The sequence below is a fragment of the Pseudobdellovibrionaceae bacterium genome, assembly GCA_020635075.1.
Classification (GTDB): Bacteria; Bdellovibrionota; Bdellovibrionia; order Bdellovibrionales; family UBA1609; genus JADZEO01.
This window is the reverse complement of record JACKAM010000004.1, coordinates 480162-505672: the sequence shown is the minus strand read 5'-3', so window position 1 is coordinate 505672 and position 25511 is coordinate 480162. Positions and strand designations below refer to the sequence as shown.

General features: G+C 50.6%; 21 protein-coding genes. 8 read left to right on the top strand and 13 right to left on the bottom strand.

The window, feature by feature from the left end; genetic code table 11:
• Positions 1-94: 94 nt before the first annotated feature.
• The 4 genes from H6624_19790 to gcvP all read left to right on the top strand — a co-directional run bounded on the left by H6624_19790 (position 95) and on the right by gcvP (position 4970).
• Positions 95-982 carry a hypothetical protein gene (locus H6624_19790; GenBank protein ID MCB9086593.1) on the top strand — a complete coding sequence of 296 codons (888 nt, stop codon included), beginning with the start codon at positions 95-97 and terminating at the stop codon, positions 980-982.
• Positions 983-1043: 61 nt separating this feature from the next.
• Positions 1044-1364: a DUF4286 family protein gene (locus tag H6624_19785; protein ID MCB9086592.1), complete on the top strand. Its 321-nt coding sequence runs from the start codon at positions 1044-1046 to the stop codon at positions 1362-1364.
• Positions 1365-1437: 73 nt separating this feature from the next.
• Positions 1438-1920: a hypothetical protein gene (locus tag H6624_19780; GenBank protein ID MCB9086591.1), complete on the top strand. Its 483-nt coding sequence runs from the start codon at positions 1438-1440 to the stop codon at positions 1918-1920.
• A 176-nt stretch (positions 1921-2096) separates the two neighbouring features.
• Positions 2097-4970, top strand: coding sequence for an aminomethyl-transferring glycine dehydrogenase (gene gcvP, locus H6624_19775; protein MCB9086590.1), 2874 nt, complete (start codon positions 2097-2099; stop codon positions 4968-4970).
• Between the two features lie 316 nt (positions 4971-5286).
• Here gcvP and H6624_19770 read toward each other — a convergent pair whose 3' ends face one another.
• The 7 genes from H6624_19770 to H6624_19740 form a co-directional block, all read right to left on the bottom strand.
• Positions 5287-5928, bottom strand: a complete 642-nt coding sequence (locus H6624_19770; protein MCB9086589.1) for a hypothetical protein — start codon at positions 5926-5928, stop codon at positions 5287-5289.
• Positions 5918-6886 carry a hypothetical protein gene (locus tag H6624_19765; GenBank protein MCB9086588.1) on the bottom strand — a complete coding sequence of 323 codons (969 nt, stop codon included), beginning with the start codon at positions 6884-6886 and terminating at the stop codon, positions 5918-5920. The genes H6624_19770 and H6624_19765 overlap by 11 nt, the downstream gene beginning before the upstream one ends.
• Entirely contained in the window at positions 6883-8766 is a 1884-nt protein-coding gene (locus H6624_19760) for a hypothetical protein (GenBank protein ID MCB9086587.1), read from the bottom strand. Before H6624_19760 ends, H6624_19765 begins: the two co-directional genes overlap by 4 nt.
• 2 nt (positions 8767-8768) lie before the next feature.
• Entirely contained in the window at positions 8769-10937 is a 2169-nt protein-coding gene (locus tag H6624_19755; GenBank protein ID MCB9086586.1) for a hypothetical protein, read from the bottom strand.
• 323 nt (positions 10938-11260) lie between these two features.
• On the bottom strand, positions 11261-12106 hold the full coding sequence (locus tag H6624_19750) for an MTAP family purine nucleoside phosphorylase (GenBank protein MCB9086585.1): 846 nt from the start codon (positions 12104-12106) through the stop codon (positions 11261-11263).
• A 17-nt stretch (positions 12107-12123) separates the two neighbouring features.
• Complete coding sequence (gene mtnA / locus H6624_19745) at positions 12124-13152, bottom strand: S-methyl-5-thioribose-1-phosphate isomerase (GenBank protein ID MCB9086584.1); 1029 nt, start codon at positions 13150-13152, stop codon at positions 12124-12126.
• On the bottom strand, positions 13149-13808 hold the full coding sequence (locus tag H6624_19740) for a class II aldolase/adducin family protein (GenBank protein MCB9086583.1): 660 nt from the start codon (positions 13806-13808) through the stop codon (positions 13149-13151). The genes mtnA and H6624_19740 overlap by 4 nt, the downstream gene beginning before the upstream one ends.
• A gap of 93 nt (positions 13809-13901) precedes the next feature.
• On the opposite strand from H6624_19740, the gene H6624_19735 reads away from it, so the two are divergent.
• Complete coding sequence (locus H6624_19735) at positions 13902-14990, top strand: hypothetical protein (protein ID MCB9086582.1); 1089 nt, start codon at positions 13902-13904, stop codon at positions 14988-14990.
• On the opposite strand, the gene H6624_19730 is transcribed toward H6624_19735, so the two are convergent.
• Positions 14987-16207: an ankyrin repeat domain-containing protein gene (locus H6624_19730; GenBank protein ID MCB9086581.1), complete on the bottom strand. Its 1221-nt coding sequence runs from the start codon at positions 16205-16207 to the stop codon at positions 14987-14989. The two genes, H6624_19735 and H6624_19730, sit on opposite strands and share 4 nt — an antisense overlap.
• A gap of 61 nt (positions 16208-16268) precedes the next feature.
• Positions 16269-17252: a TIGR01212 family radical SAM protein gene (locus H6624_19725; GenBank protein ID MCB9086580.1), complete on the bottom strand. Its 984-nt coding sequence runs from the start codon at positions 17250-17252 to the stop codon at positions 16269-16271.
• Between the two features lie 34 nt (positions 17253-17286).
• Here H6624_19725 and H6624_19720 point away from each other — a divergent pair, with 34 nt between their 5' ends.
• Positions 17287-18036, top strand: a complete 750-nt coding sequence (locus H6624_19720) for a hypothetical protein (GenBank protein ID MCB9086579.1) — start codon at positions 17287-17289, stop codon at positions 18034-18036.
• Here H6624_19720 and H6624_19715 read toward each other — a convergent pair.
• The 3 genes from H6624_19715 to H6624_19705 form a co-directional block, all read right to left on the bottom strand.
• Positions 18029-19057 (bottom strand): ATP-dependent 6-phosphofructokinase, encoded by a 1029-nt coding sequence (locus tag H6624_19715; GenBank protein MCB9086578.1) that lies wholly within the window; start codon positions 19055-19057, stop codon positions 18029-18031. The two genes, H6624_19720 and H6624_19715, sit on opposite strands and share 8 nt — an antisense overlap.
• A gap of 6 nt (positions 19058-19063) precedes the next feature.
• Positions 19064-19921 carry a hypothetical protein gene (locus tag H6624_19710; GenBank protein MCB9086577.1) on the bottom strand — a complete coding sequence of 286 codons (858 nt, stop codon included), beginning with the start codon at positions 19919-19921 and terminating at the stop codon, positions 19064-19066.
• A 157-nt stretch (positions 19922-20078) separates the two neighbouring features.
• Complete coding sequence (locus H6624_19705; GenBank protein ID MCB9086576.1) at positions 20079-21749, bottom strand: carbon starvation protein A; 1671 nt, start codon at positions 21747-21749, stop codon at positions 20079-20081.
• A gap of 141 nt (positions 21750-21890) precedes the next feature.
• Between H6624_19705 and H6624_19700 the strand changes: the two genes are divergently transcribed.
• Positions 21891-23201: a short-chain fatty acid transporter gene (locus tag H6624_19700; GenBank protein MCB9086575.1), complete on the top strand. Its 1311-nt coding sequence runs from the start codon at positions 21891-21893 to the stop codon at positions 23199-23201.
• A 148-nt stretch (positions 23202-23349) separates the two neighbouring features.
• A complete protein-coding gene (locus tag H6624_19695) occupies positions 23350-24249 on the top strand; it encodes a DNA-binding protein (protein MCB9086574.1) in 900 nt (299 codons plus the stop codon).
• Positions 24250-24257: 8 nt separating this feature from the next.
• Here H6624_19695 and H6624_19690 read toward each other — a convergent pair whose 3' ends face one another.
• The gene (locus H6624_19690) at positions 24258-25268 is read right to left on the bottom strand and encodes a hypothetical protein (protein ID MCB9086573.1); all 1011 of its coding nucleotides are present in this window, start codon (positions 25266-25268) and stop codon (positions 24258-24260) included.
• Between the last annotated feature and the right edge of the window lie 243 nt (positions 25269-25511).

Here is a 25511-nt window from a genome sequence, read left to right as displayed (position 1 = left end):
CGCCACGACTCAAGTCCAGCGAGCAATAAACCGATGTAGTTCCAGTCGCTTGCAGGATTCACCAAAACCCATTTTTCTTTGAGGACTTCTCCTGATGCTCGAACGGTACTCCACCCTTCTACTCGTCGCCCTATTCGTAGGCGTGGCACTCGTTGGCTATGAAACTTCCGAAGTTCGTGTAGAAACTCAGACCGCCGCAACACCGCAAAAGACTCTATCCAAGGGCGTGGCTAAGGAAAAATCGGGCGAATCTCTTACCGGAAAATGGCTAGATCGCCTCAGCAAAAAGACTGATCAGGCAAATGAAGGTCCTCAGTTTTCACCCATTCCCGATGGTGGGGATGGGTCACCTATCAGCATCGAAATGGTGGTTGATTCCTGGGCCAAGAAGTTGATTCTCCCCTCAGCCGATGCCCCGCGCTCGGTGGTTCCGGAAAGTCGCCGCTACCACCTGTCTCTCCACTTGCGCCTACCCAAGAGTTTCGTTCGCCAGTCCGTAGCCGTTGACCAGTGGGAGGAACTTACCTCCCTGGAGCCGGTTCCCAAGAGGGTTGCCTTGGCCCCCAACTCGACGCCATTGGCCTCGCAGTTTCGCTTCTTTGTCTTTGCCCCCGAGGATGCAAAAACCAAGAGCGACGGCAGCACCTCGCTTTTGGGTACTGCCGTGCAACTGGAAATCCTAGGTTTTGAGGTTCGCGGTGTTTCACCGACGGCCCTACCTCCTGAGTCCAACAACCTTTCTGTTGAGGTGGTCTGTATGCTACCTGCGGCGGCTCGGGATCTGATTCCGGAGAATGCACCCTATGCATTACTGGATCTTATTGCTGAATATCGCGAGTCTTCATTCTACCAATATGACTACCACCCACAGGCCGTGGCCATTCATCGGCAACCCGCACCGCCGCCGCCAACCAGCGCAGCTAAGGAAAACAAAGATATGGCGATCCATATCCACGAGGCTTCCGGCAAAGGGGAAATGTAAAATAACTGTGAAGTGAGCGGATCTACTTCCTCCCTGTGAGCCACTACTGTAGGCTGGTATCGTGATCATTTATGAAGTCAATTTGACCGTAGTCCAAACCCGATCAGAGGAGTTCGTCGCCTGGCTTAATGACCATATTGGTGAGATGCTGCAATTTCCCGGTTTTAGGTCAGCAAAACTTTGCCATGTGAAGGTTGGACCCGAGGTGAAGACCAATTCTCAATCTTATACTGTCCATTACCTCATCCAGGATCAAGCCGCACTCGACTCCTATTTGGAAACCCATGCCGCGCGGATGCGTTCAGAGGGGATAAAGCTCTTTGGCGGGGATTTTAGTGCGAGTCGAAGGGTTCTCTCACAATTGTTATTCTTACCAGATTAGGTGTCACCTTGACATTCTTCCCGTTTGTTCCCATCTTAGAGCGAGTTTAATCATCTCCCAAAGGAGCCAAACAGTGCCGCAGTTCGATCTCAATATGGAAAAAGTAAAGAAGGAAATTCGCAAATTGAGCGACCTCGACTATGTCAAAGAAGAGATTCGCCGCATTGCTGATGAGGTCCGTCATTTTGATATCCACGTCAAGCTGAGCCCAACGGCAAAAAAACGCTTGAAGGATCTGGAAAAGCGCTACGAGGTTTGGGTTCGCTCCATCTCCAAGGCCCAGAAGCAAATTGACCGGGAATTCAACAAGGCTATGCGCAACCTTAAAAAGACCAAAAACGACGTCACCAAGAAGATTGAGGGCGCCAAAAAGACGGCGAAAACCCAGCGCAAGAAGATTGCTAAGGCATCGACCAAGTTGACGGCGAACTTGAAAAAGAAAAAGGTCAAAAAAACCACCAAAAAGGCCACCGCCCAAAAGACCACAAAAAAAGCGACCAAGAAAAAGGCAACGGCCAAAAAAGCCTCTAAGAAGAAAACCACCAGGAAAGCCTAATGGCTTGTCACCGGGTCAAGGAACTTGACCCGGAACCTCCTGTTTCGCGGGCTGGTTCGGGCCCGCGTTATGCCTCATTTCCCCCTCTGAGAACCGCAGCTTCCATTGACAGAAGCAAGACACGGGAATATTTCTAGCCCGGCACAATCTCGCCATATATTAGGAGGATAAAGTCCATGGCAGGAAGTCAGAGCCCATCCGCATGGGACACTCGTTTTAGCCGCCGCCACCTAGGTCCCGATTCTGCTCAGCAGGAGACAATGCTGAAGACCCTGGGTCTTAAGACCATAGATGACTTGATGAACGGCACTATGCCGGGCTCCATTCGCCATAAAGGGGCTTTAGACCTCCCCTCAGGCCTCAGTGAAGCCGAATTTCTGAAGAAGGCCAGGCAGGTAGGGGATAAAAATAAGCTCTATCGCTCGTTCATTGGCCAGGGCTATTACGACTGCCAAGTGCCGGCGGTTATTCTGCGAAATATTTTGGAAAATCCCGCCTGGTACACAGCCTACACTCCTTACCAAGCCGAGATTTCCCAGGGCCGCATGGAGGCCCTCCTGAACTTTCAAACCATGATCGCTGACTTGACGGGCCTTCCGGTTGCCAATGCCTCTCTTCTCGATGAGGGGACCGCTGCCGCTGAAGCCATGACAATGTGCAAATCCGTCAACCGCCAGTTAAAATCGGATGTCTTTGTTGTTGATCAAAATATCTTTCCCCAAACTCTAGAGGTTCTCAACACCCGAGCTGAGCCCTTGCGAATTAAAGTATTAGTTACTGACTTGAAATCCTATGACTTCGCCGACCATCCCTTTGCTGTCTATGTTCAATATCCGGGAGCCACTGGTAATATCTGTGATCTGCAGCCCTTGGCAGACCGCGCTCACGATGCAAAGGCCTTGTTCATAGCCGGAGCCGACCTTTTAGCCCTGACGCTCCTGAAGCCTCCAGGCGAAATGGATGCCGACGTGGTGGTTGGATCGAGCCAACGATTTGGTGTTCCTATGGGGTTTGGTGGACCTCATGCAGGATTCATGTCGGTCAAGCAGGAGTACATTCGCTCGCTACCAGGAAGAATTATCGGCGTTTCCAAGGACGCCAACGGCAGTCCCGCTTTACGGTTAACATTACAAACCCGCGAGCAACATATCCGCCGTGAGAAGGCGACCAGTAACATTTGTACGGCACAAGTGTTGTTGGCGGTGATGGCTTCTATGTACGCAGCCTACCATGGGCCAAAGGGGCTTCGTGATATCGCCCAGGGTGTTCACCGTCTGGCCAAAACATTGGCCGCCGGGATTGAGCAATTGGGATATAAACTCTTGAGCCAAAGCTTTTTTGACACCCTGGCTGTTGAAGTGGGTAAAGATAAAAAGGCCTCTCTCCTGGAGGCTGCCCGACAAATGGAAATGAACTTTGCCGATCTGGGTGAAGGCCTTATCGGCCTTTCCCTGGACGAAACAAAGACCCTGGCTGACGTAGACGATGTTCTCAGCGTCTTTGCTGGCAAGGCGGTTCATCTGGCTGGTGACTTGATCACCAAGACAAATGTGGATTTTTCTGGCCTTGATCGCCAAAGCACCTACCTCACCCATCCCACATTCAATCGCTATCACTCTGAAACTGAAATGTTACGTTACATTCGGCGCCTGGAGAACAAGGACCTCACCCTGGCTAACGCGATGATTCCGCTGGGTTCTTGCACCATGAAGCTCAATGCAGTGACAGAAATGATTCCTGTAACCTGGCCTGAGTTCAGTGGCCTCCATCCCTTTGTTCCCATCGATCAGGCTCAAGGCTACATGGAAATGATTGGCGAGTTGGAGAGCTGGATGTGCCGCCTCACTGGTTTTGCTGGGGTTTCATTTCAACCCAATGCCGGATCTCAAGGTGAGTACGCAGGCCTCTTAGTAATTCGCAAATACCACCAGTCCCGGGGGGAAGGCCACCGGAACATTTGTCTGATTCCCCGCTCGGCACATGGAACCAACCCTGCCAGCGCGGTAATGGCTGGTATGCAAGTGGTTGTCGTCGGCTGTGACGAAAATGGCAACATCGACCTGCCGGACCTTAAAGCCAAGGCCGAACAACACAAAAATGACCTGGCAGCTTTAATGGTGACTTATCCTTCCACCCACGGAGTGTTTGAAGAGGGGATCATCGACATCTGCAGGACAATTCATGACAACGGCGGACAGGTCTATATGGATGGGGCCAACTTTAACGCCATGGTGAGTATGAGCCTGCTCACTGAAATCGGTGCAGATGTTTGCCACCTGAATCTGCACAAGACATTTTGCATCCCTCACGGCGGCGGTGGACCAGGTGTAGGACCTATTGGCGTTGCTCAGCACTTAAAAGAGTTTTTGCCGCAACACAATCAACAGCCCAGCTGTGGACCCACCACCGGAATTGGTGCCGTTTCAGCAGCACCCTGGGGAAGTGCCGCTATTCTCCCCATCTCTTGGGCTTACGTTTTGATGATGGGGCGGGAAGGATTAGAGCAAGCCACTGAGGTCGCCATCTTAAATGCTAATTATATAGCTAAGAAGTTAGAAGCCCACTACCCCGTCGTCTATCGTGGGAAAAACGGATGGGTAGCACACGAGTGTATTCTTGACTGCCAGAGCTTCAAATCCACCAGCGGTATCGTGGTTGATGACATCGCCAAGCGCCTCATGGACTATGGATTTCATGCGCCAACCATGTCCTGGCCAGTGCCGGGAACTTTAATGGTGGAACCAACGGAGAGTGAATCCTTGGCTGAGCTGGATCGGTTTTGCGAGGCCATGATGCAAATTCGCGAAGAAATTCGCCAGATCGAAGAAGGCAAAGGGGACAGAGAAGACAATCCTCTAAAGAATGCTCCCCACTCGATTGACCACCTGACGGCTGACAAATGGGATCACCCCTACACGCGGCAAGAAGCGGTTTATCCATTGGAATGGGTGAGAGAGCACAAGTTTTGGACGCCGGTTAGCCGGGTCGACAACGCCTTTGGCGATCGCAATTTGGTTTGCAGTTGCCCGAGTGTCGGTTCCTACTCTTAACGACTCAGAGGGAACTTCCAGACTTTATCCAAGCGCTTCTTGATTGGAAACTTCATTAGGCTTTCTGTTTTCATGGATGCCTCCCACAACGTGCTGTCCGTAGCTGCGCCCGCCTAGCCTTTAAGCGGGTCACTTACCCATCGGCCATTGGTCCGTCAGACTTCAGTCCTAACCCGAAAGTCTGGCACAAAATCCTGTATTCAAACCGAGGGCCAGCTCAGGCCCCGCGTAAAATGCACAGGACCAACATTTGTCGCGTAAATTGGTAATAGTGGTGAACGACTTTACGCAGCAATCAGGCGCAAAGTGACACTCACTAGACCCCTGGGGGCACGGGTGAAGGGGGGGGTGGTGTCGGTGTTGATGGAGGTGTCACACCGGGGACCTCAACACCAGGTGGTGGCGTGGGACAGTTTCCTGTTTCAGGGATGGTGTCACACATCTGGAGTCCCACAGGGCACGTGTTCTCCGGAACTCCACTGGTATCACAAATTCTCTCGGCAAGTTTTCCAATCTTGTGGTCGGGTCGGAAGGCTGGATCGGCAGGATCGCGCATCCAATACTCTGTTGGTGGACAGGATTCCACACAACATTGGCCTTCACGAGCCAGGAGACGACGGTGAAAGTCACGAACGATGGGATTCTTCTTACAGTTTCGCACCTTTAAAGCACAGCAAACAACACCACCGGCCGGAAGGTCACATCGGCGCAGAGTACTCACGCCAAAGTAAGCTTCGGTATCATCCTGATAGTAGTAACACTTCACCGGTGGACCAATAACCCCATCAGGACAGCAGCGGGAAAGGTGTTTTCCCTCAGCCCTGGGACAAAAGCCATCCAGCTCTTGTCGTTGGTGCTTGGAGTTACATACCGGAAAGGAAGGTGTTTGAGCCTCACCGCAAGGGGCACCGCAAACAAATGCCGACACAAAAAGGGTAATAAAGATCTTAGAGTTCAACTTGACCTATCCTTTTAAAGGTTAATTGCTCCATCGGGTTTCCTTGCTGACGGTGTGAAGGAAAAAAGGAAGCCTTCAGAGTCGTCGCAAAAACCTCACCAAAATCTCCAGCCGCAGCCGTCAAGGGGCGAATTTTATAAACAAACAGAATCACGTTTTCTCCGTCACCATGAGAGAGAGACTCTCCGCCGACCTCATCGGGGGTCTGCACGGCATCCGTCGGTACCAGGGGCATTTGTTCTAAGTTCACATTCCATTCAGTTTCTCCCAGCGCGCATTCGCTGCCACCAGAAGAAATTTTCTGCATGGTCAATACGGTCTGCAGGTGGCGAGGCAAGTTATCATCATAAGAGCGCACATCGGATCCTCGGGAATACTCCTCGTGATTGAGAATTAAGTCCCGATCGGAGTCATCAAAGGCATCCTTCATGTTGGCAAACCCTTTGCCTAAAATCTCAATGATGTCGGGAACACTGTCCTTGTCGGAATCCAAGCCCTGTTGAGGGTGTGCATAAAGTTGATTGAGCTCCAGGGCCAACAAGTCACAGTCCGTAAGGCCAAGTCCATTTTGAGTGGAATCACAGGACAAAGCTGCAGAGGAACAATCCACCGTCCCTGTAAGGGTCATACAAATGCCATCCATGATCTTACCGGCACTTCGCCGATCGCGATGATCAGATCCCAGGGCCTTCTCCACTCCATCACTCAGTCCGTCCATATCCGAATCGATGGTCATTTTACCTTCTTCAACCATTGAGTTGAGATTATAGACATAAAAGGACTCCAGATCAAAACCCTCCGGAATGCATAAGGCCGTCTTACCAGCTAAATGAGTCGGTTCCACCTTTTCATACTTTTGCATCAGCCTCACATCACCACAATTGTTGGTGAGGAGAACGACACCTAGTAGTGCCACACACAGACCTAAAACTGGAGACTTTGTCTTGGTCTTTATCATGGCGCAATCGCTCCCAGAAAATCAAAGAGGTCCTCAGTAATAATGCCCTCGTTAATGGGGCTCATCATTTCTTCTATGCGAGTGATACGACGACCGCGATCATCGTACTCCACTCTCTCCTGGTACCAGTAGTCGATCGGGACCATGTGACCAAAAAACCGCGTGGTCACCTCACTGGAGTTGCGAGGACTCAAGCTGTAAAAGATCAAGGCAATTTGCGCATTTTCGTAGTGGTTCATAACCTCGTGAGGCTGACCGCTGGTCGATTGATTCGTGCGAGAAGGCATGAACTTGGCGTCTAACTGCCAAGCGCCGTTCTTGCAGTTACTGGTGTCATCAAGAGGACCCACAAATCGGGAATCATAGTCGGCTACTTGATTTTCAGGTAGATCAGAATCTTTGAAGAAGGGATCTGTTCCCCGCAAGATCTCCTTGCGATTGGTGTAACCGTCACCATCCGTGTCAAAGGACATATCTGCAATCTTGGGGTTTGTTCCCTTTAGGATCTCTACGAAGTCAGGCATTCCATCTCGATCTGTGTCGATACCCTGATCCGGATGAATATCAGGATTGTCCAATTCCAGAATTTTAATATCGCAGTCACTGAGAGCCAGGGAGTTAAACTTGGCTTCATTGCAGGTCAAGGCACTGCGCTTGGTCTGACAGGCCGAAACCCCTCCCAGACGCTGACATATCCCATCCAATATCCCTGAAACCTGAGAGCGAGGGTTCTGAGGGTCCCAGCCCAAGCTCATCTCCAACTCATCTTCAACTCCATCCATGTCTGAATCTGCCGTCCACTTGCCGTTCTTACGGATTGTCGTCAAGTTGACCACCGCTGCAAAGTTGGGTTGATAATCGATGGCCAGCTGATTAATGATCACTTGGCAGATCGCATCTGGATTACCCGCAAATGACTCAAGCTTGGAGGCCTTCCCGGATTTACCAGAGTCGGCAATGATATCCAAAAAGTCGGCACTGTCGTCGTCTTTGCCGCCATAGTAGATCGTATGAAATCGGGTTTCCTGCTTGCGGGCCAAAGAGGCCTGCATAGTGAACTCGACATGGTCCAGAATGTCTTCGACGTAGCATTTCTCCCGGTCTGGCCCTTCGGGGATGGCGTTACAACCCTGACCCACTCCACCCTTGTCGCGGCCGTCATCTGGAGAGCCATCCGACATAAACAAGACATGGTATTTGTTGTTCACATCCTGGGACTCCAACATATCGGTGGTCACAATGTGCTCGACACATCCCAGGGCCTTTTCATAACTGGTCACGCCCATAATGCCCGGCCAATTGTTAGACTGTAGATGATTGGGTCGTTGCCACCTCTCATACCAGGTCTTTGTTGACTCCTGGCTGGTGGAAAGCTGATTCAGATGGCTCTTAGCTGTGGCGATATCCTTAAAATTGGCTTCACACTCCAGGCTTGTAGCACCTTTGTTGTTAGTAGTGACAATACCTGCGGTGTTGGAAAACCCAATGACCGCAAATTCGTTTCCTTGTTGATTGCCACAGGTCTCCAGAAAGGTCTCAATGGCCTTAAATCGATCGCCGGCATAATCGGTGGCATAACTGGGGTTCCAATAGGCCGCAAAGGCACCGTTTGGGCCCTTATCGAAATCCCAGCCTCCAATATTAGACAGGGACATATCCACAACAATCAAGTACTTGGTCTTATTTGGCAAAATGACTTCCGACTGCGGACAAATATTTGCCTTGAATCCACGAATGTTCTGCGAAACCAATTCCAAATCTTCCATGGGATTTAGCTTCACTTCAGAACAGCCGAAAGCGACCAGGGCAATCAGGTGCATCAGGGATAAAACTACCTTTTCCCCTCTATTTTCTGTCCAACAATTCCCCCCGTTGAACATAACTAAATTCCTCCTGCCGGATTCTGATCAATCGCGCGAATCTGTTTAAAGGCTGACAAATCAATGAGTCGAGCACCCGGACGACTAATAGAGAGAACCTCCGCTCTCATCAGCCTCCAGTAGACCAATTCCGGACTATCAGGATTGACGATTCGAGCCAAAGCCAGAATCGTGTTCACGTTCGGACTGCGGTTAAATCCCAGGAGCTGAAGCTCAGGCGGAATCACTGCATCTGCAAAAGACATATGTGACAGCACCGAACTGGGAGCACGCGAAAACATCTCGGCCTGGCCCAATGGATCAAAGGCCATGGTCTGAGCCACAGCCATTTGGTTAAGCATGACCTGGTGGCGGTCCACCAACACCCGACCCACAGATGGATCGTTGATCTCTTCATAATCAATCAAATCGACCGAATATCGAGTCAGCCATGTGGGGTTCACTTCCTTCAGGTGATGAGTCGGAGATAACCCTGCGGCGAAGTTGATTAAATTGGGGTAGCCATCTCCGTTGGTGTCTACTTCCAGGTCATTGCTGTTAGGATTAAACCCATAGATCCATTCCAAACTGTCGGGGATGGAGTCTCCATCGGTGTCGAAATCAAAATCATCCGTGCCTAAAACCATTTCCTCGCACTCGTTGAGAGAGTCCGAGTCAATGTCCAACTTCGTATTGCAGGCATCTCCTTGAGCAAACAAAGCACACTGTTCAGAAAAAAGTGGGTTTGTGGATAAGCTATCCAAACAGGCCCCATTGGTGCGAGCATTGGTGGGACTTGTTCCGTACTTGGCTTCGTCCACATCAAAAAGACCGTCACCGTCAGAATCCACCAGCAATTTGTTGTCCAAACTAACCCTCACGTTGGGATTAAGAACATAAAGGTGTGTCAGCTTAAAAGTCGTTAGCTCCTGAGATTGGGCGGCAAGATCAAAGGGAGGGCGAGGACTATTGATAAAGTAACGGCGAATTCGGTCCTTCCTCTGTAGGGCCAGGTCGATGAGCTTATCGAACATGGTGGCCGCCGGATGGACGGCATCGATGCGCTCCGGGTGGGTCTCAATAAAGCCAATTTTGACTTTCCCTCCCCCATAATATTTGGGAAGGGCCTGAATCAGGGAAATCCTAAAATCCAAGCTCTCCTCGGAGTTCAGGTTGTGCTGACCCCACATGAGCTCCATGTCGTTTCTTAGTTCAGTACAAACACCGGTGCAGCTGTCGAAATCGCCACTACAGGCATTACAGCGTGGGTGAATCTTGAGCACATCTTCGATATTCTTTTTGACGGGCTTCACTAGCCCGTCACCAAAGTAATACATATTGTAGGCGCTATAAGTGAGCTGCCCCAGGTCGTTAAGCATTCTCATGTCATCGCGAATGGTACGATAAAGATCGTTCATGATATCGCCCGGGGCCGTGGTTCCCATGATGGTGTTAAACCAACGCAGGATACTCGGGCTCTGGACCTGCAGGTAGTCGGACGAGTGAATGGTCTCCAACTCCACCAGAGCACTTTCCAAAATGGGGTCCGTCAGGGTGTAGAACTTCATCTGCATGGGAAAGCGCTCAAACAGCTTGGTCTGAGAAATCCCCCCCGAAACCGGAACAATCATTACCCTGGAGCGTTCCTTGACCTGATCAGGGAGATTATTCCGCAATTGATCCATCCAGGTGCGAAGGGCAGCCAGTCGGTCTCCAGCAAAGTCATTGCCACGATAAGTGGAGTACTGAATTGGGGGCGAGGCAAACAAATCAGGGAGCGGGGCTAACTCGGCCCCCTTTTGGATTGGCAGGCTCGCATCCACTTGGCAGTCGCGCGCGATGGTCCGACCATCATTGCGATCAGCCCGCGGATCAGGCTTGTTAGGGTCCCACTGATAGTGTGGGCTGTCGGTATGAAATCTGGGATCATTACCCACATCAAAGGGACAGGGTCCCGATACCATGGAGTTAGACATATCGACCAAAATCACATAGCGATGATGGGAAGGAAACTCCGTCGGGGGCTGCAGACGAAAGGGGAATCCTCGGCTTTCAAAGGACTGCAAGTCCTCCGCGCCCTTTAGGTGCACATCCGAGCACTGCTGAAAGGATACAATCAAGATCACCAAAGCTATGGCAGCTTTTAACCCAATGGCCCACTTTGTCTTGCGCGACATCGTCAGTTTTTTCAATTATTCACCTCTAAATTCCACAAAGGAAAGAGGCCAGTTCGCCTGCAACGAATCAACAGTACGTGAGAATTTCACTCAATGTTTACGTGTGACAACGAACCCGAATAGTGAAAGAGGCAGGACCACTCAACCCAAATTATTCTTCTTTTCCAGCCAACCAATAATGATGGTCTTATCCTACCACGACGGTTGGAAACAAAAAGAGGCACTCAGCCTGAATCTCAAAATGAGACACTTTTTCTTCTGGCATCAGGGCCAAAAAATTGACGTATTCCCAGCTATTTATACAGCTGTCAGAGAAGTAAACAGATGCCTCCTCTTGGTTAGAGGAGGACCTCAAGCCACTGCATCTTGTCTGAAGGAATGGCCTCTTTAGGTGTCATAAGACCCATTCGCAAGCCCTGCTCGGCACAGTCGCAGCCCTCATACAGGCTACTTCCAGAGGCCAAAACCTTCTCAGCAACCTCAAAGGCCTTACTGTTATTTTGCCTCATAGTTTGAATCACTTCTTCCAAAGTAACGTGAGGAATGCTGTCGTCCCAACAGTCGTAATCGGTCACGAAGCAACAGGGTAAGTAGGGAAGACCAGCCTCACGAGCTAGCCCCACTTCCGGACAATGAGTCATGCCGATGATATCAGCGCCCATCGAGCGGTACCAATTGGATTCAGCTTTAGTGGAAAAGAAGGGGCCTTCGATGCACACATATGTCTGCCCTATATGACGGTCGAAGGAGACACCGTTTGTCAGCTCCATTGCTTTATTGGCCATGCTTTGGCAGATCGGTTTCGCCAAGGAAACGTGCCCTACAATGCCGTCTCCACAAAATGTATGGGCGCGAACCCCTTTGGTGCGATCCATGTACTGAACCGGAATAACCATATCTCCCGGCTTGTACTCCTGACGGAGGCTGCCAATTGCGGAAAAGCTCACGATCGCCTTGGCCCCTGCCCGCTTGAGAGCAAAAATATTGGCGCGAAAGTTAACTTCACTTGGCAACAGCTCGTGATGGCTCCCATGGCGAGAGACAAAAAGACATTCGTGACTTCCTAGCTGTACTCTCTTGATTCCCGAGCTGGCAAGGCCGAAGGGGGTTTCTCTATCTACATCGCCAATTGCCTTGAAGCCATCAAACTTTTCGAAACCAGATCCACCAATTATTGCCCACATGATTCTCTCTCCCTCTCTTATCGATTCAATTTCGCCAAAACGCCCTGTGCGATATCCTCGGGACCAAATAATCCCTTATCCAAAATCCAACCCGTTACAATCTTAGCTGGTGTCACATCAAAGGCTGGGTTGAAAACCTGACAGCCCTGAGCTGCCCAGTCAACAGAGCCAAAGGCCCCTGATACGCCCCTCACTTCTTCAGGTTTGCGTTCCTCAATAGGAATCCCTGCTCCGGTCTGACACTCAAAATCCACGGTCGTGTAAGGGGCTGCCACATAAAAAGGGATGTTGTGGTGATGGCACAGCACCGCCACACCGTAAGTTCCTACCTTATTAGCAAAGTCTCCATTCAGAGCGATCCGATCAGCACCAACAATGGCCTTTTGGATTTTGCCTGCTGCCATCAATGAGGCCGCCATGTTGTCACAAATGAGAGTGTAGGGAATCCCCAGCTTGGACAGCTCATAGGTGGTCAGGCGTCCACCCTGCAGCAAGGGTCTGGTTTCATCCACGTACACATGAATCTTCTTTCCCGCCTCATGAGCCTGACGGATGACTCCCAACGCAGTCCCCACCCCTGCCGTGGCCAAACCGCCAGTGTTGCAGTGGGTAAGTACCGAGTCCCCGTCCACAAGGACGGCTTCGCCACTTCTGGCGATGCCGGCACACAGATCTACATCCTCGTTAAAGATCGTCTCTGCCAATTCCAAAACCGACTGAGCACTGTAGTTTCCCTTTACAAAGCTGGTCATTCGATCTACCGCAGCCATAAGATTAACGGCCGTGGGACGCGAATCTCTAAGTTGAGCGGCCGCCCGCATGAAATCCTTCTCGTCAGCCCCCATTTCAGCAAATTGGGCCAGGCTAAGCGCCGCAGAAACTCCAATGAGGGGAGCACCTCTGACTTTAAGATGACGAATGCACTCGACCATGTCGTCTGGATTCTGGCAGGTGACCCAAACTTCTTCATTTGGGAGTTTTTGTTGATCAAGAACCTGTAACAATCCTGATTGAATTCTTAATCCCAAGGAGTGCATATCTTTCATAACAGCCTCTCTCCAATTTGTTTGCGCAATTCTTTTAGTTGGCGAACCTCATCTTCCGGCAAAGAGGTCAGACCTCCGAGGCCCTGGGCAATGGCCAACATCTGAGCGGAATGTTCCAGGCGCTCCATTCCATTCACCGCCTCATCCAAATCTTCTCCCCAACTCAGTCCCCCGTGTCGACTCAATACCATGAGCCGGTGATCGGGAAGATAGGGTCTAAGTACTTCACCCATAGCACTGGTTCCCGGCCGAGCGTAAGGAACAATGGGAATACCGCCGGTGGTGAGGATGACTTCGGCCAGGGCTGTTGCTGGCAATTCTGCCAAGTCAGGCCTGGCCACTGACCAAGCCACCGCATGAGGTGGGTGGGCGTGAACAACAGCTTTGGCTTTGGGACATTGGCGATAGATCTCCAAATGCATGAGCATTTCGTTGGACGGCTTACCCGACAATACCTCACCCGCCAAATCAACGGCCGTCATTTCCTCCCGCTTCAAAAAAGCCTTTGCACGCCCCGAAGGAGTCATGATGATGTGTTCGTCAGACACCCGATAGCTCACATTCCCATCACCCGCCGCTAACATATTGCGATTGTACAGGCGCTGACATACTTGAATGATCTTGTCGTGGAGCTCAATTTCAGACGGGGATTCCATTGATAACCTTTCTCACTGAGCCAGTCTTGCCCTAGGGGTATAGGTGAGTCAAGGTAGACGGCTTCGATTTTACGTGTCATATTCCCCTCTCAGATGAAGTTACGAAATCTACCCCGCTTTACTATTCCTGAACCCCTCATTGAGCTCATGCGCTCCCGCCTTGAGGCCACAGGCTACCGACTTGATCGCCCCGTGCCCTTAGCGGAGGCGGTGATTGCTTTGAGTGATCTCTATAACACGAAAGGCGGAAGCGATTTAATTTGGAGGGAATCCTCCCACCGGGCCGCCTACTGGGCCTACTTTTTGCCCCTCAATTGGTTGCGCCTGCGGGCGGTGGTCGAAGAAGGGCGACGATTGGGATTCTTTGATAAGGTCGAGCGGATTGTGGACTTTGGCTCCGGTCCAGGCACGGGCCACCTGGTTTGGGAATTGTTGGAACCGGCAACTCAACCGACGGAATTTGTCTCTATTGAATCCTCTCCCTTGGCCCGATCCGAGCACCAATCCTGGGCCGATTCGAGGCAAACAAATATTCCGTTTTGTGTGATGGAGGGGCGCGAACTACCCCTTTCCCAGAGCGAGAAATCCTTGGCCTTGATGAGTTATTCCCTTAATGAACTCGATTCATTTCCGGATTCTCTTTTCTCCTACTCCCATGTTTTGATTGTCGAACCTTCGACCCGCCATAGGGGCCGGCAGTTGATGGAGGTGAGGCATAAGCTCATCGACAAGGGGTACTCTCTGTGGGGCCCATGTCCTCACCAGGAGGCCTGCCCACTACTTACCCAATCAAAACAAGATTGGTGCCATGATCGAATTCTCATTGAGCGTCCCGATTGGATGATGAGGCTTGAACAGCATCTGCCTTTGGATAATCGCAGCCTCACCTTTTCGTATTTACTAGCCAGTCGTGAAAAACCCGTTGCTCATCAAGGACTCTGTCGAGTCATTGGTGATACCCAGAAAGAAAAGGGCAAGACCCGACAGGCGGCCTGTCGCGGACCGAAGCGAGAATTTTTAGCCTGGCTGAAAAAAGAAGGAAAAGCGCCGATTATCCCACGTGGAGCATTGGTTCGCCTTTCTGGAAAATCTATCACCAAAGGCAACGAAATTCGTCCCCAGGAGGAAATCGAGATTCTCTCCTGTCACTTGCAAGAAAGAATGAGCGGGCGCTCAGACTAGGCGGCCGTTGTGGCACTAACCAGTAGTTCAATAATGTATTCAAAATTCTTTTTGAGATGAGGATTGTCGCGAGTGCTTGAGGCCATGGTTTTGCGGGCCAAATCCAAGGCGGTGATCTTAAGAGTCGGTGAACGAAAGCTGGGCTCAGACCCATTGCCGAGGAGAAACTCCACCATTTTGACGTTTCCGTGGTTAGCGGCAAACATGAGAGGCGTCCAGCCGTTATTGGTGGCCTGGTTAGCATTTAATCCACCCAATTCCCAAACCGCCTTCACCACCTCCACTTCGTTGGTTTGGCAAGCCGCAATAAGCAAGTTCATTCCGTCATTACTGACAAGAGTATGATCCGCTCCCCTCTCCACCAGAAGCTGACAGGTCTCATTTAACAAGAGCCTCACCGCCTTCATCAAGGCCGTTTCTCCGGCCAAGTCAGTCACATTAAGATCGATACCAGGTTGAAGAATCAAAATGCGAGCGATGTGCTCATCCTTTTGTTGCACGGCCACCATCAAAGGAGTCTTTCCCCGATTTGCCACTAGTTCTCCACCGCCCTCGGTCCAATTCGGGTTGGCGCCGCGTGAGAGCCACTTGTTCACTTCCTCCAAATTGCGCTCGATTACTGCCCGCATAAGCGGTGAATAGCCTTTGCCATCCAATACGTCAGGGGTCGCCCCATGTTTAATGAGCCACATCAACTGCGGTTCAGAATCATTTTCGAGAGCCCATTTTACCGAAGCTTGAGCGTCCGCACCCATATCAACGAAGTAATTAGCAACCTTGTCCTTGCCGATTGCAAGAGCCATGTTGATAATACTTCTGCCCTCTCTGTCCTTGATGTTGATGCCATTGTGTTCGCCAGCGATGAGAGCCTTGATGATTCGCTGGTAGTTGTTTTCAGTTGCAATCATCAACGGCGTTGATCCCGTGAGGGTGTCACAGATGTCCCCCCTCGCTCCTCGGTCGCGAAGAATCTCCACCAATGGCAGCATATTTTTTTCAACGGCGTAATGAAGTGCCGTTTTGCCAGTCTCTGGCTCTTGGGCATTGGGATTGGCACCTGTATCCAAGGCCATGACAACACCGGAGATATTTCCACCTCTGGCATTACTCAAAAGCAAAATCTCACGCTTTTGGTGATTGGGATCTTCCAGCTCACCAATGCGAAAGAACTTCTTAAAAAACTGAACCGCGTTATCGCGGAAATCATCAAATCCCACGCATTAATTTTATCTATATCATGGGGAAAATAGAATTGGCTTAAGATGGCCTTAACCTCAATTAAGTCCAAGGACCAGAGTCCGGACTCAACTTTGGACGGGACTTGTAAAGCCTCCCCTGAAAGGTTCCCTGAAGGCCAAACTCATCCAAGGTCAACTGGTAGGTTTCCATTTTACTGGACGCCCACCTGGGAGCCACTAGCTCGTCATGCCGACTGGAGACTGCCGCTAGGCGATGAACAGCAATGTCCGGACGCAGGTTTTCAAGAAATAACACAACCCTACGAATGTAGTCCTCGCGGGAAATGGGCACAAAGGAGCCTTCGGCGTATTGGTCAGCCAGGGGGGTGTTCTTCAAAACATGGAGGTTATGCAGCTTCACATTGTCGAGAGGCAAGGAATTAACCCTTTGGGCTGTCTCGACAATTGAAGAATCAGACTCACCAGGAAGACCAAACATGAGATGGATGCCCAAGTTCACCAGTGGTGCTTTTTCTCTAATTTTGAAGATCGCTTCGATCGACTTCTTTGTATCGTGGCCTCTTCGCATCCACTCAAGCTGACTGTCATCAAAACTCTGAACTCCCAATTCAACTCCTACAAAGTGACCGGCCTCCGTGGTGTCCTTCCACAAATCGAGCATTGCGGAGGATAGACAATCCGGGCGAGTGCCAACCACCACACCTTTGATTTCCGGATAACTCAGTGACACGGCGAACTGTTCGCGCAACAGCGAGGCTCGCCCAAAGGTGGTGGTGTAGGACTGAAAGTAAACCAAAAACGAATTCCCATTGAAGCGACGGCGAATTCGCTCGCGGGTCTGCTCAATTTGCTGGCGAAGGCTGTCTTCACGATATTCAGGAAAGGCCGCAGACCCCCATTGATCGCAAAATATACAAGTCTTCATACCGCGAATGCCCTCCCGGTTGGGGCAGGTTTCGGCCACACTCACCGGGATCTTGTAAACCCGCTGACCGAAAGTCTTTCGGTAAAAACAGCTGATCGCATTGTAGGGCAGCCCTTGCCAGTCATGGGGATTTGACATAAGAGGGTCATAGTCAAAAGGACAGGACTTGGCAATGGATTCACCTCAGGAAACCTTTCAAATCGAAATCACTGCAGATGGCAGCCCCACCCTCCGCCTGGCAGGCCCCAATGGCTTTGGCGAGTCCATGCACAACCTTAGAGGAGCACTGTCGGAAACCCTGTATATTTATCGACTTCCGATTGAGATGGCCCTGGGATGGATACTCCCTGAAATCCGCTTTTTCTCCATGGGGCTGGGGCTGGGCTATAATGAGCTGATGGTTAGTGCCCTCTGCCTTCTCCACGGCCAGAGCGAATGGAAGTTGGTGAGTTTTGAATCGGTCCCCTTGTTACGCCAGGCCTTTTTAAATTGGGTAACTGAGCAACCGCCAGCAAACGAGAACCACCGTCGACTTTATGCCATCTATGACCAGATCCTTGACGGTCTAACTGAGAAGCTCGATCTCTCTCAACCCTTCCAGTTTCGACAAAACCTTCGAACAAAGCTTGATGAGGGATCATGGATGGTTGAGGAATCATTTCTCCCGGACACTCAGGTAGCGTTCACCTGTCACGCCATTTTGTATGATGCCTTCTCCTCTAACACATCTCCTGACCTATGGACCGAAACTAATCTCCATCGATTTTTAGAATTAGTGGCAGCTGAGTCCTGTGCCTTTTCCACCTATGCCGCCAAAGGAGCACTAAAGCGAGCACTCACAGCCAAAGGTTTTCAACTTGAAAAGACTTCTGGGTTTGGTGGCAAAAGACAAAGCACTTTTGCCTATCGAAGGGCTAAATAAAGATTCCCACGGCCTGGGCCATTTGTACCCAGCGGTGATCAGAGTCAATCAAACGGGGTGGCTGCATAAAATCCGTAAGAGGTGCGGCCTGGACCAGACCATCTCGGTAAACAGCTGCATTCCCCCACTTTCCCTGATGGACAAGCTGAGCCACCTTCACTCCCATGGCAAGAGTGAGAAATCGGTCGGTTGTGGTCGGCGACTTGCTTCGCTGCAAATGACCCAAGACTACATGACGGCCTTCCCATCCGGTTTCGATTTCAAGCCACTTTGCAATAGACTGGGCGATCCCACCAAGACGCTCCTCTTGTGGAGCACCTTCGACTTTAAAAGCTACAGTTGGATGTTCACCCTTCGCTGCAGCTCCCTCGGAGACCACGCAAATGAGACCGCGCTGACCGGATTCATGGCGAGAATTAACAAAGTTCAACAAGGCATGGCGATCGAAGGGTCTCTCTGGTATCAAGATCACATCGGCATATGAGGCCATGCCACCACCCAAAGCAATCCAACCGGCTGTCCGCCCCATGGCTTCGATCACAATAATGCGTCGATGAGCATCCGCCGTGGCCCGCAAAGCGTCCACTGCCTCGGCCACCACTGAGCAAGCCGTATCATAGCCGAAAGTGATGTCAGTTCCTGCCAGGTCATTGTCGATGGTTTTGGGCACACCCATCAGGCGAATCTGATCCTTAAAGACGTGGAGGCCAGCGAAGGTACCGTCACCTCCAGCGACGACCAAGCCATCCAGGGCGAGCTCTCTGTATTTTGCTAGGAATTCTTCTTCTCGGCCTTCTGTTCCACAGCGATTAGATGTACCAAGGAAGGTACCTGCATGGGCATGAATGCCATTGACAACCTGGGCGTCGATTTCTTTAAAGCGTCCTTCGAAAACACCTTCGAAGCCATCACAAATGCCGATGACCTCGTGGCCAAAGTTAAGAAGACTTTTGCTGACAGCTTCGATGATTCCGTTCAGACCGGGAGCATCTCCTCCCCCGGTCAAAATGCCAATTCTCATGGATTCTTAATCCTTTGTGAAACGCCTTTGGTATTCGCTCCACAACCAATTAGAAAACAGCCGCACCTTAGTCAAGACTTCACCGCTCTGGCGGAACTCTTTCCTATTTTTGAGGACTGAGCGAAACTGCCCATCAGGGTTAGTGAAAGAGAATACGAGGTGAGTAAACTGGAAGGCATTTCTCGTGCTGTGAATCAAGACATTTTGCTCAGGCTGATAGATTTCCACAATACGATAGTCATCCGGATTTTTCGGGTTTTGCACAACCTTGATGTAAAATACCATTTCCTTCAGCTCATCGTCACCCAGCTCCCGCAATTTTCCTTCTCGAACACGGTCGACAAGATCAGGCAAGGCAACGAAGCGAAACCGGACTACTTCCCTGCCATCATTTCCAACAGGTTCCAGTTTTTCAGCGCGAAGCGGAATAGAGGTCGGATCAGCAATCCACCCCTCAACAACCTTCTTGTTGAGTTTCAAATAGTCGGCATATTCGTAGAGATCACCCTTAAGGGCGTCCAACGACTTGGCTATTCCACGGACCAAGGCCGACTCCGAAATGTAGAGAGCCGTCACTCGGTTAAAGAAGTCCTTGTCCTCTTGTGTTGCCAAGTCCCAATCTTTGCCAAAAACATTGGGTCCATTCTTTGAGTGAGTAAGGTAAAGATGTTTGCCAAAAAGAGCAAACTGCTTATCCCAACGAGCCTGGTTATGAGGCATGGTGCTCAATTCAATCGCACCCTGAAAGAGACCCCTTACCACGCCTGCCGCCTTCTCTTCTTCCTCCGCCGTCAATGCCAAGGAGGTGGGAATAAAAGACACCAATGCCACGGCGATGCCGAAGCCGACCAAAAATCTTCTCATTTTACTTCTCCGTTCCTAGATAGATGCCAAGCACTTTATGAGAGGTCCCTGTGAGCAAGGAGGGTGCCATCGCAACTGGCTGAATTCAGGAATGTAACTTGAACTGAAGCCAAAATTCGTCAGGGAATTTTTTCAGGGGTGGGGAGGAATCACAATCTCAGGCCCTCTGACCCGCCCTCACCCGCTTAAGAGCCGCCCAGCCCTCAGCCACGATCCAGAGCTCGAGAAGGAGGAGGGTGCTGGAAAGTCCCGTCAGCAGATAGTTGTCGCTTTGAAAAAAACCATGGATGCCAATACCCAAACCAAGGACAGTAATCACCATGAGGAACACAGCCGGTATTAGATAGGCCCAGGCCCTCTTGCCCTTCTCCAAAAGGTAGAGAGTGATGACTATTAAAGACAAGGCCGCCAACATTTGATTAGCTGCCCCAAACAATGGCCAAAGAATCAATCCTCCTTTTCCTCCAGCCTGAACCAGCATTAGGAAAAAGGCTGAACCGATCGCGATCGTTGCTCCAGTAAAGCGATTCTTAAGAATTGGGAGATTCCAGTTCTCCCCTAACTCGGAGATCACATAGCGCTGAATCCTCGCGGCGGTATCCAGGCTTGTTGCCGCAAAACTGACAATAAGAACACCAATCAAGGTGGCTGCAAACTCTTCAGACAAGCCTAGGCCAACGATGAACTGGCTGGAACCTCCAACAAAGGCACTAATTGCCGAGTATAGCCCTTTTGCTCCCTGCCAATTTGCATAGTGGTTGTGCCATCCTTCTATGCTTTTGAATCCAGTAGTTGCGGCAAGCGTGGCCAACAGAGCCAGAACTCCTTCTCCGAGCATGCCTCCATAGCCGATCGGGCGGACATCCTTCCAACAAGCTACTTGTTTGCTGGTGGTTCCGCTACTGACCAAGCCATGAAAGCCACTCACTGCTCCACAGGCAATGGTAATAAACAAGAAAGGAAACCAATTAGGTGCTCCTTCGGGAGCAAAATTAAATGCCGGTGCCACAATCGGCGGATGCACGATAATGAGTCCGGTGATGATCAGAGCCAAGCCCACGATCAGCTGATGGCTGTTAATGTAATCCCGGGGCTGTAGCAGAAGCCAAACCGGCAGGATACTGGCGACGTAACTGTAAATCAGTAGAAAAACGATCCAGGCCATTGTTTGATATTCGCCAAACCAAGGCTCAATCGATATTGGCACCTTTGTCCCCACCCAAACCATAAGATAAAGACTGACTAGTGCCAGCAAGGAGGGCCACAACAGTTTACCTTGTTTTTTGCGTATCCACCAACCAATGAGAAGTGCGACAATAATCTCAAAATTAATTGGCAATACAGTCGTGGGGTAACTGACAAAGAGATTGGCGATCACTAGAGCAAAGACCGCGATCACCAACCAAACCAGAAAAAATATGACCAACAAAAACAAATTTCTCGCGCGCTTGCCAATGATTCCACTCGCCAATTGACCAATTGAATGCCCTTTGTAGCGCATTGACAAAATCAAAGTTCCTAAATCGTGAACTGCACCCATAAAAATGGTACCAAGCGTGACCCAAATGATCGCAGGCACCCACCCCCAAATGACAGCAACAGCCGGACCAACAATGGGGGCAGCACCTGCAATGGAGGAATAGTGGTGCCCAAAAAGCACTTCCTTGCTGGTGGGAACAAAATCCACTCCATCATCCAATTCCACGGCTGGAGTGGGGCCACTCTCCTCATCTAATTTGAAAACGCGCTCGATCAAGTATTTGCTGTAAAATCGGTAGCCAAATACGAATGCCACCAACACCGAAACGGCGACGACTGCTGAATTCATGTTGCCTCCCCGATTCCATCATTAAGGGCAATTCGACGTCCTAAGTCAACTTTAGCCTGCCCGATGGCGCAAATGCTTTACCTATGGAAATGAACAAGCATAGTATGGGGCTGAAACCGACCTGAAGGAGCAAATCTCATGCTGCAAAAGATGGCCAACTTCTTTGACCGAATCATGCGCCAGTACACTCCTGATCCCTTTGTCATCGCCATAGCCCTGTCCGCCATCGTCATTATTCTTGCCAGCCTCACCACTCCCCACTCCACCGGTGAGGTCCTTCATCAGTGGGGAAGTGGCTTTTGGAATCTGATCACCTTTACTTTACAGATGGCCATGATTCTTCTCGGAGGATATGTCATGGCCACTTCAAAACCCGTTCAATGGCTTCTCCACCGCTTGGCCCAGTCCGTAAGATCGCCAGTTATGGCAATTGCTCTGGCCACATTTGTCGCAGGCATTGCCTCGTGGCTCAATTGGGGATTGGGATTGGTTGTCGGAGCTTTCTTTGCCATTGAGTTGGCAAAAGCCCATCCAGGCATCAACTTTCGCCTGTTAGTGGCCTCCTCCTACAGCGGGTTTTTACTCTGGCATGGAGGTTTGTCTGGCTCTATTCCCTTGTTACTGAACACAAAGGGTAATTTTACTGAGGACTTGATGGGAGGAAGGATCATTCCCTTGAGTGATACCTTGTTTTCACCCTTTAATCTTGTGGTCTTGGCTTCTTTGTTTGTCCTACTTCCTCTTTTGAATTCATTGATGGCTAAACCTGAAGATCCCCAGACATTTTTGTTCACCAATGAACCGGAAGAACAAGACAGAGTGGCTGAGACCTTCGCGGACCGCTTGGATGATAGCCCGGTTGTCACTATTGTGCTTGCCGCTATGGGCCTTGGCTTCCTTATGCAGCAGGTCCTCAGGGGAGAGTTTGCACTTGATCTCAATCGTATCAACTTTCTGTTTTTCTTTATTGGCCTTCTCCTTCATTGGAGGCCGCGGCGATTCTTAGTGGCAGCCCTTGAGGGTGCTAAAAAAACCGGGCCCATACTTATTCAGTATCCCCTATATGCTGGAATCATGGGGGTTATGGTCAAATCGGGATTGGCGGACTCCATGTCTCAGGTATTCGTTAATGTGGCCAACGCCAAGACTCTTCCTCTGTTGACCTTCTTTAGTGCCGGACTGGTGAATTTCTTTGTCCCCTCTGGTGGTGGACAATGGGCCGTGCAGGCCCCTGTCGTTATACCGGCAGCTCAACAGCTCGGAGCCGACATACCTTTAACGGCCATGGCCGTTGCCTGGGGTGACTCGTGGACTAACCTGGCTCAACCCTTTTGGGCCCTCCCCCTTCTCGCCATTGCGGGCTTGAAAATTCGCGACATCATGGGTTACTGCCTGATGGCCTTGTTGTTCAGCGGACTCATCCTCTCCGTCGGTCTCTTGATTTTCGCCTAGAGGCCACCGTCTCAATTTGAGATCGCACTCTTGCTAAGAATTCACTAGTAACTCGACAGGTGAAAAGTTTTTGGCAGTGGAATCCTCTGTATTTTGTATGAGTTAGGTCCTCAGCTTGCACATAGATGATAGAGTTGAGGAGGGGTGGATGGAACGCACTCTTGTTTTGGTCATTCTGGTTGGATTCTTTACAGCTCTCGCCCAAAAAGCTGACGCCAACAACGGCACAATGCAGGCACAGATCCAATGCAGTAGCTATTTGGGCAATAACTTTCGAGTTCATCAAGACAACACCTACTACAATTACAATGACGACCGAGGAACTGAGACCTTTCGCCTTGGAGCAAACAGCTGTTTGCCACAAAATGAAATGTCGACCTATAAGGCCCTTCATCAGGACATTTACCACTACCAACGGTATATGGGGAAGAGCGGCCTCGCTAACAATGCTCGCACGGAAATTGTCCAGTTCATGCTTTTGACCGCCGATCAGCAAACGGACTGCCGCGATCACAATGGCGGCATCAAGTGCACCTGGAAGGACGGGCGGGGAAACGATCATGCTAAAACCTTCAGTTCTCTAAACGCTGACCTGGTTAACATGCGCATGGACAAGGCGGTAAAAACTAAATGGGAGATCACCCAAGAGGAAAGAGCTGAGCAATCCAAAAAGCAGGCCGAAGAGGCTGAAAAACAGCGGGTGGCAACTATGGAAGAGGAGCTTGAGACCGCCCGCAAGCGCAATCAGGAACTCACTGGACAGATTAATCGCATGCATGCTCAACTCTCTAACAATCCTCAATGTCGAATTAACGCTGGCAATGGAAGTTCCGGTACGGGATATTCCTCTGGCTCTGGTACCGGCAGTAGCAGCTCTTCAATTTCGGCGTATGCCCGCACCTACTCCGCGACACCCACGTCTGGCGGGACCAATCCGACAGCGTTTGTTAACACAGATTCCAATGATGGCAACTATCTCGATCAGGTCGATACGGATTCCAATGCCAACTTTAAACGCACTCCCGCCTCCACAGAGAAGAAACAGTAATCGATATTTTACTTGGATTTGGACGCAGGAAGGCGGCGAGGTCGTAATTTCTTGCCTCTTTTCTTGGCCACTTTTTTGATGGGCCTATCGGCCAACGCCGCAACGATGTCCTTTTGGCATCCGCTGTTACAAGTAAATCCCCAGTCCGCTCCAGAATTGCGAACTCTTTCGATCAGAACATAGCGCCGACGAAACTCCAACAGCATCTGGGGAGAGACTAAAGACGGAGAACCAAATTCGGTCGAAAAGACCTCACGATTGCCATCGGGGTGGCTTACGGACATTCGAGATAGCCCAAGAGAATTGAACTCGTATTGAATCTTTCTCCCTTTGCGACCATCGCTCCTGACCTCCTCAGCCGCCATAGTCTCCTCAGAACCCTCCTTCCACAGGAGCCGCAACCAGGAGCCCATGCGATTCTCCTTGATTACGACTTCGATTCCTGAGGTATCGCAGCGAGGAATCTCATGAAGTTCTGCGTCCGCCCCAATCATGGCGTGAGCAAGGGCCATCTTAGCTGTCGCACACCGGGCCTGTGGCTGTGAGAAGTAGAGACCATACATCAGGGTTAAAAGGTGAACTGATCCTTTCTCCCTCGGCCAGGGTTCCTGTCTTTGATCGCGGCTTAACCACACATCGCCGATTAAAGAGGATCTTGCCGGAGTCAACAAACCTTCAATCAGCTCCAGGTCCCGCAAGACTCCACTCAGCGGTCTAATGTGAAATGGCTTGTCATTGACCAAAAACTCACCTGAATTCAAATCCACAATCTTGATCCGATCCTCATAACCTTTGTTCTGGTCTTCACTATCAGGAAAACCAAGCTGCCACTGGACGGAGTAAGAATCCGTATTTGTGCGGACAATGCTTTCGGGGGCCCACCTGATTCCGAGGTCACGGGCGTAGGTTTCAATTTTTCTTCGATTCACGGATTCGCGAGGCAAAAGACGAATAAGATAGGACTTGAAAGTCTCACCCTTGTGGGTCAGGGCTTTTGAACCAAAGAGGTTCTCACCCATTGCCCCCACTTGCTCCGCAAGACTCCGGGGCGGAACAAAAATCGCAAACAGCACGGTCGCGATTCCGAAAAATCGAAAACACCAATTGGACTGCAAAAAATTTGAGCCCAGACTTATGTCCGAACACCTAACCACAGGAAACCTCACGCCTATCTCAGACATATCGGATCAAAGTCCAGTCGAGTTTAAGCGCGGGCCAAAATACTGGGACAGTGGCTTGAGTTGAGTCGCACAGATCGGTCG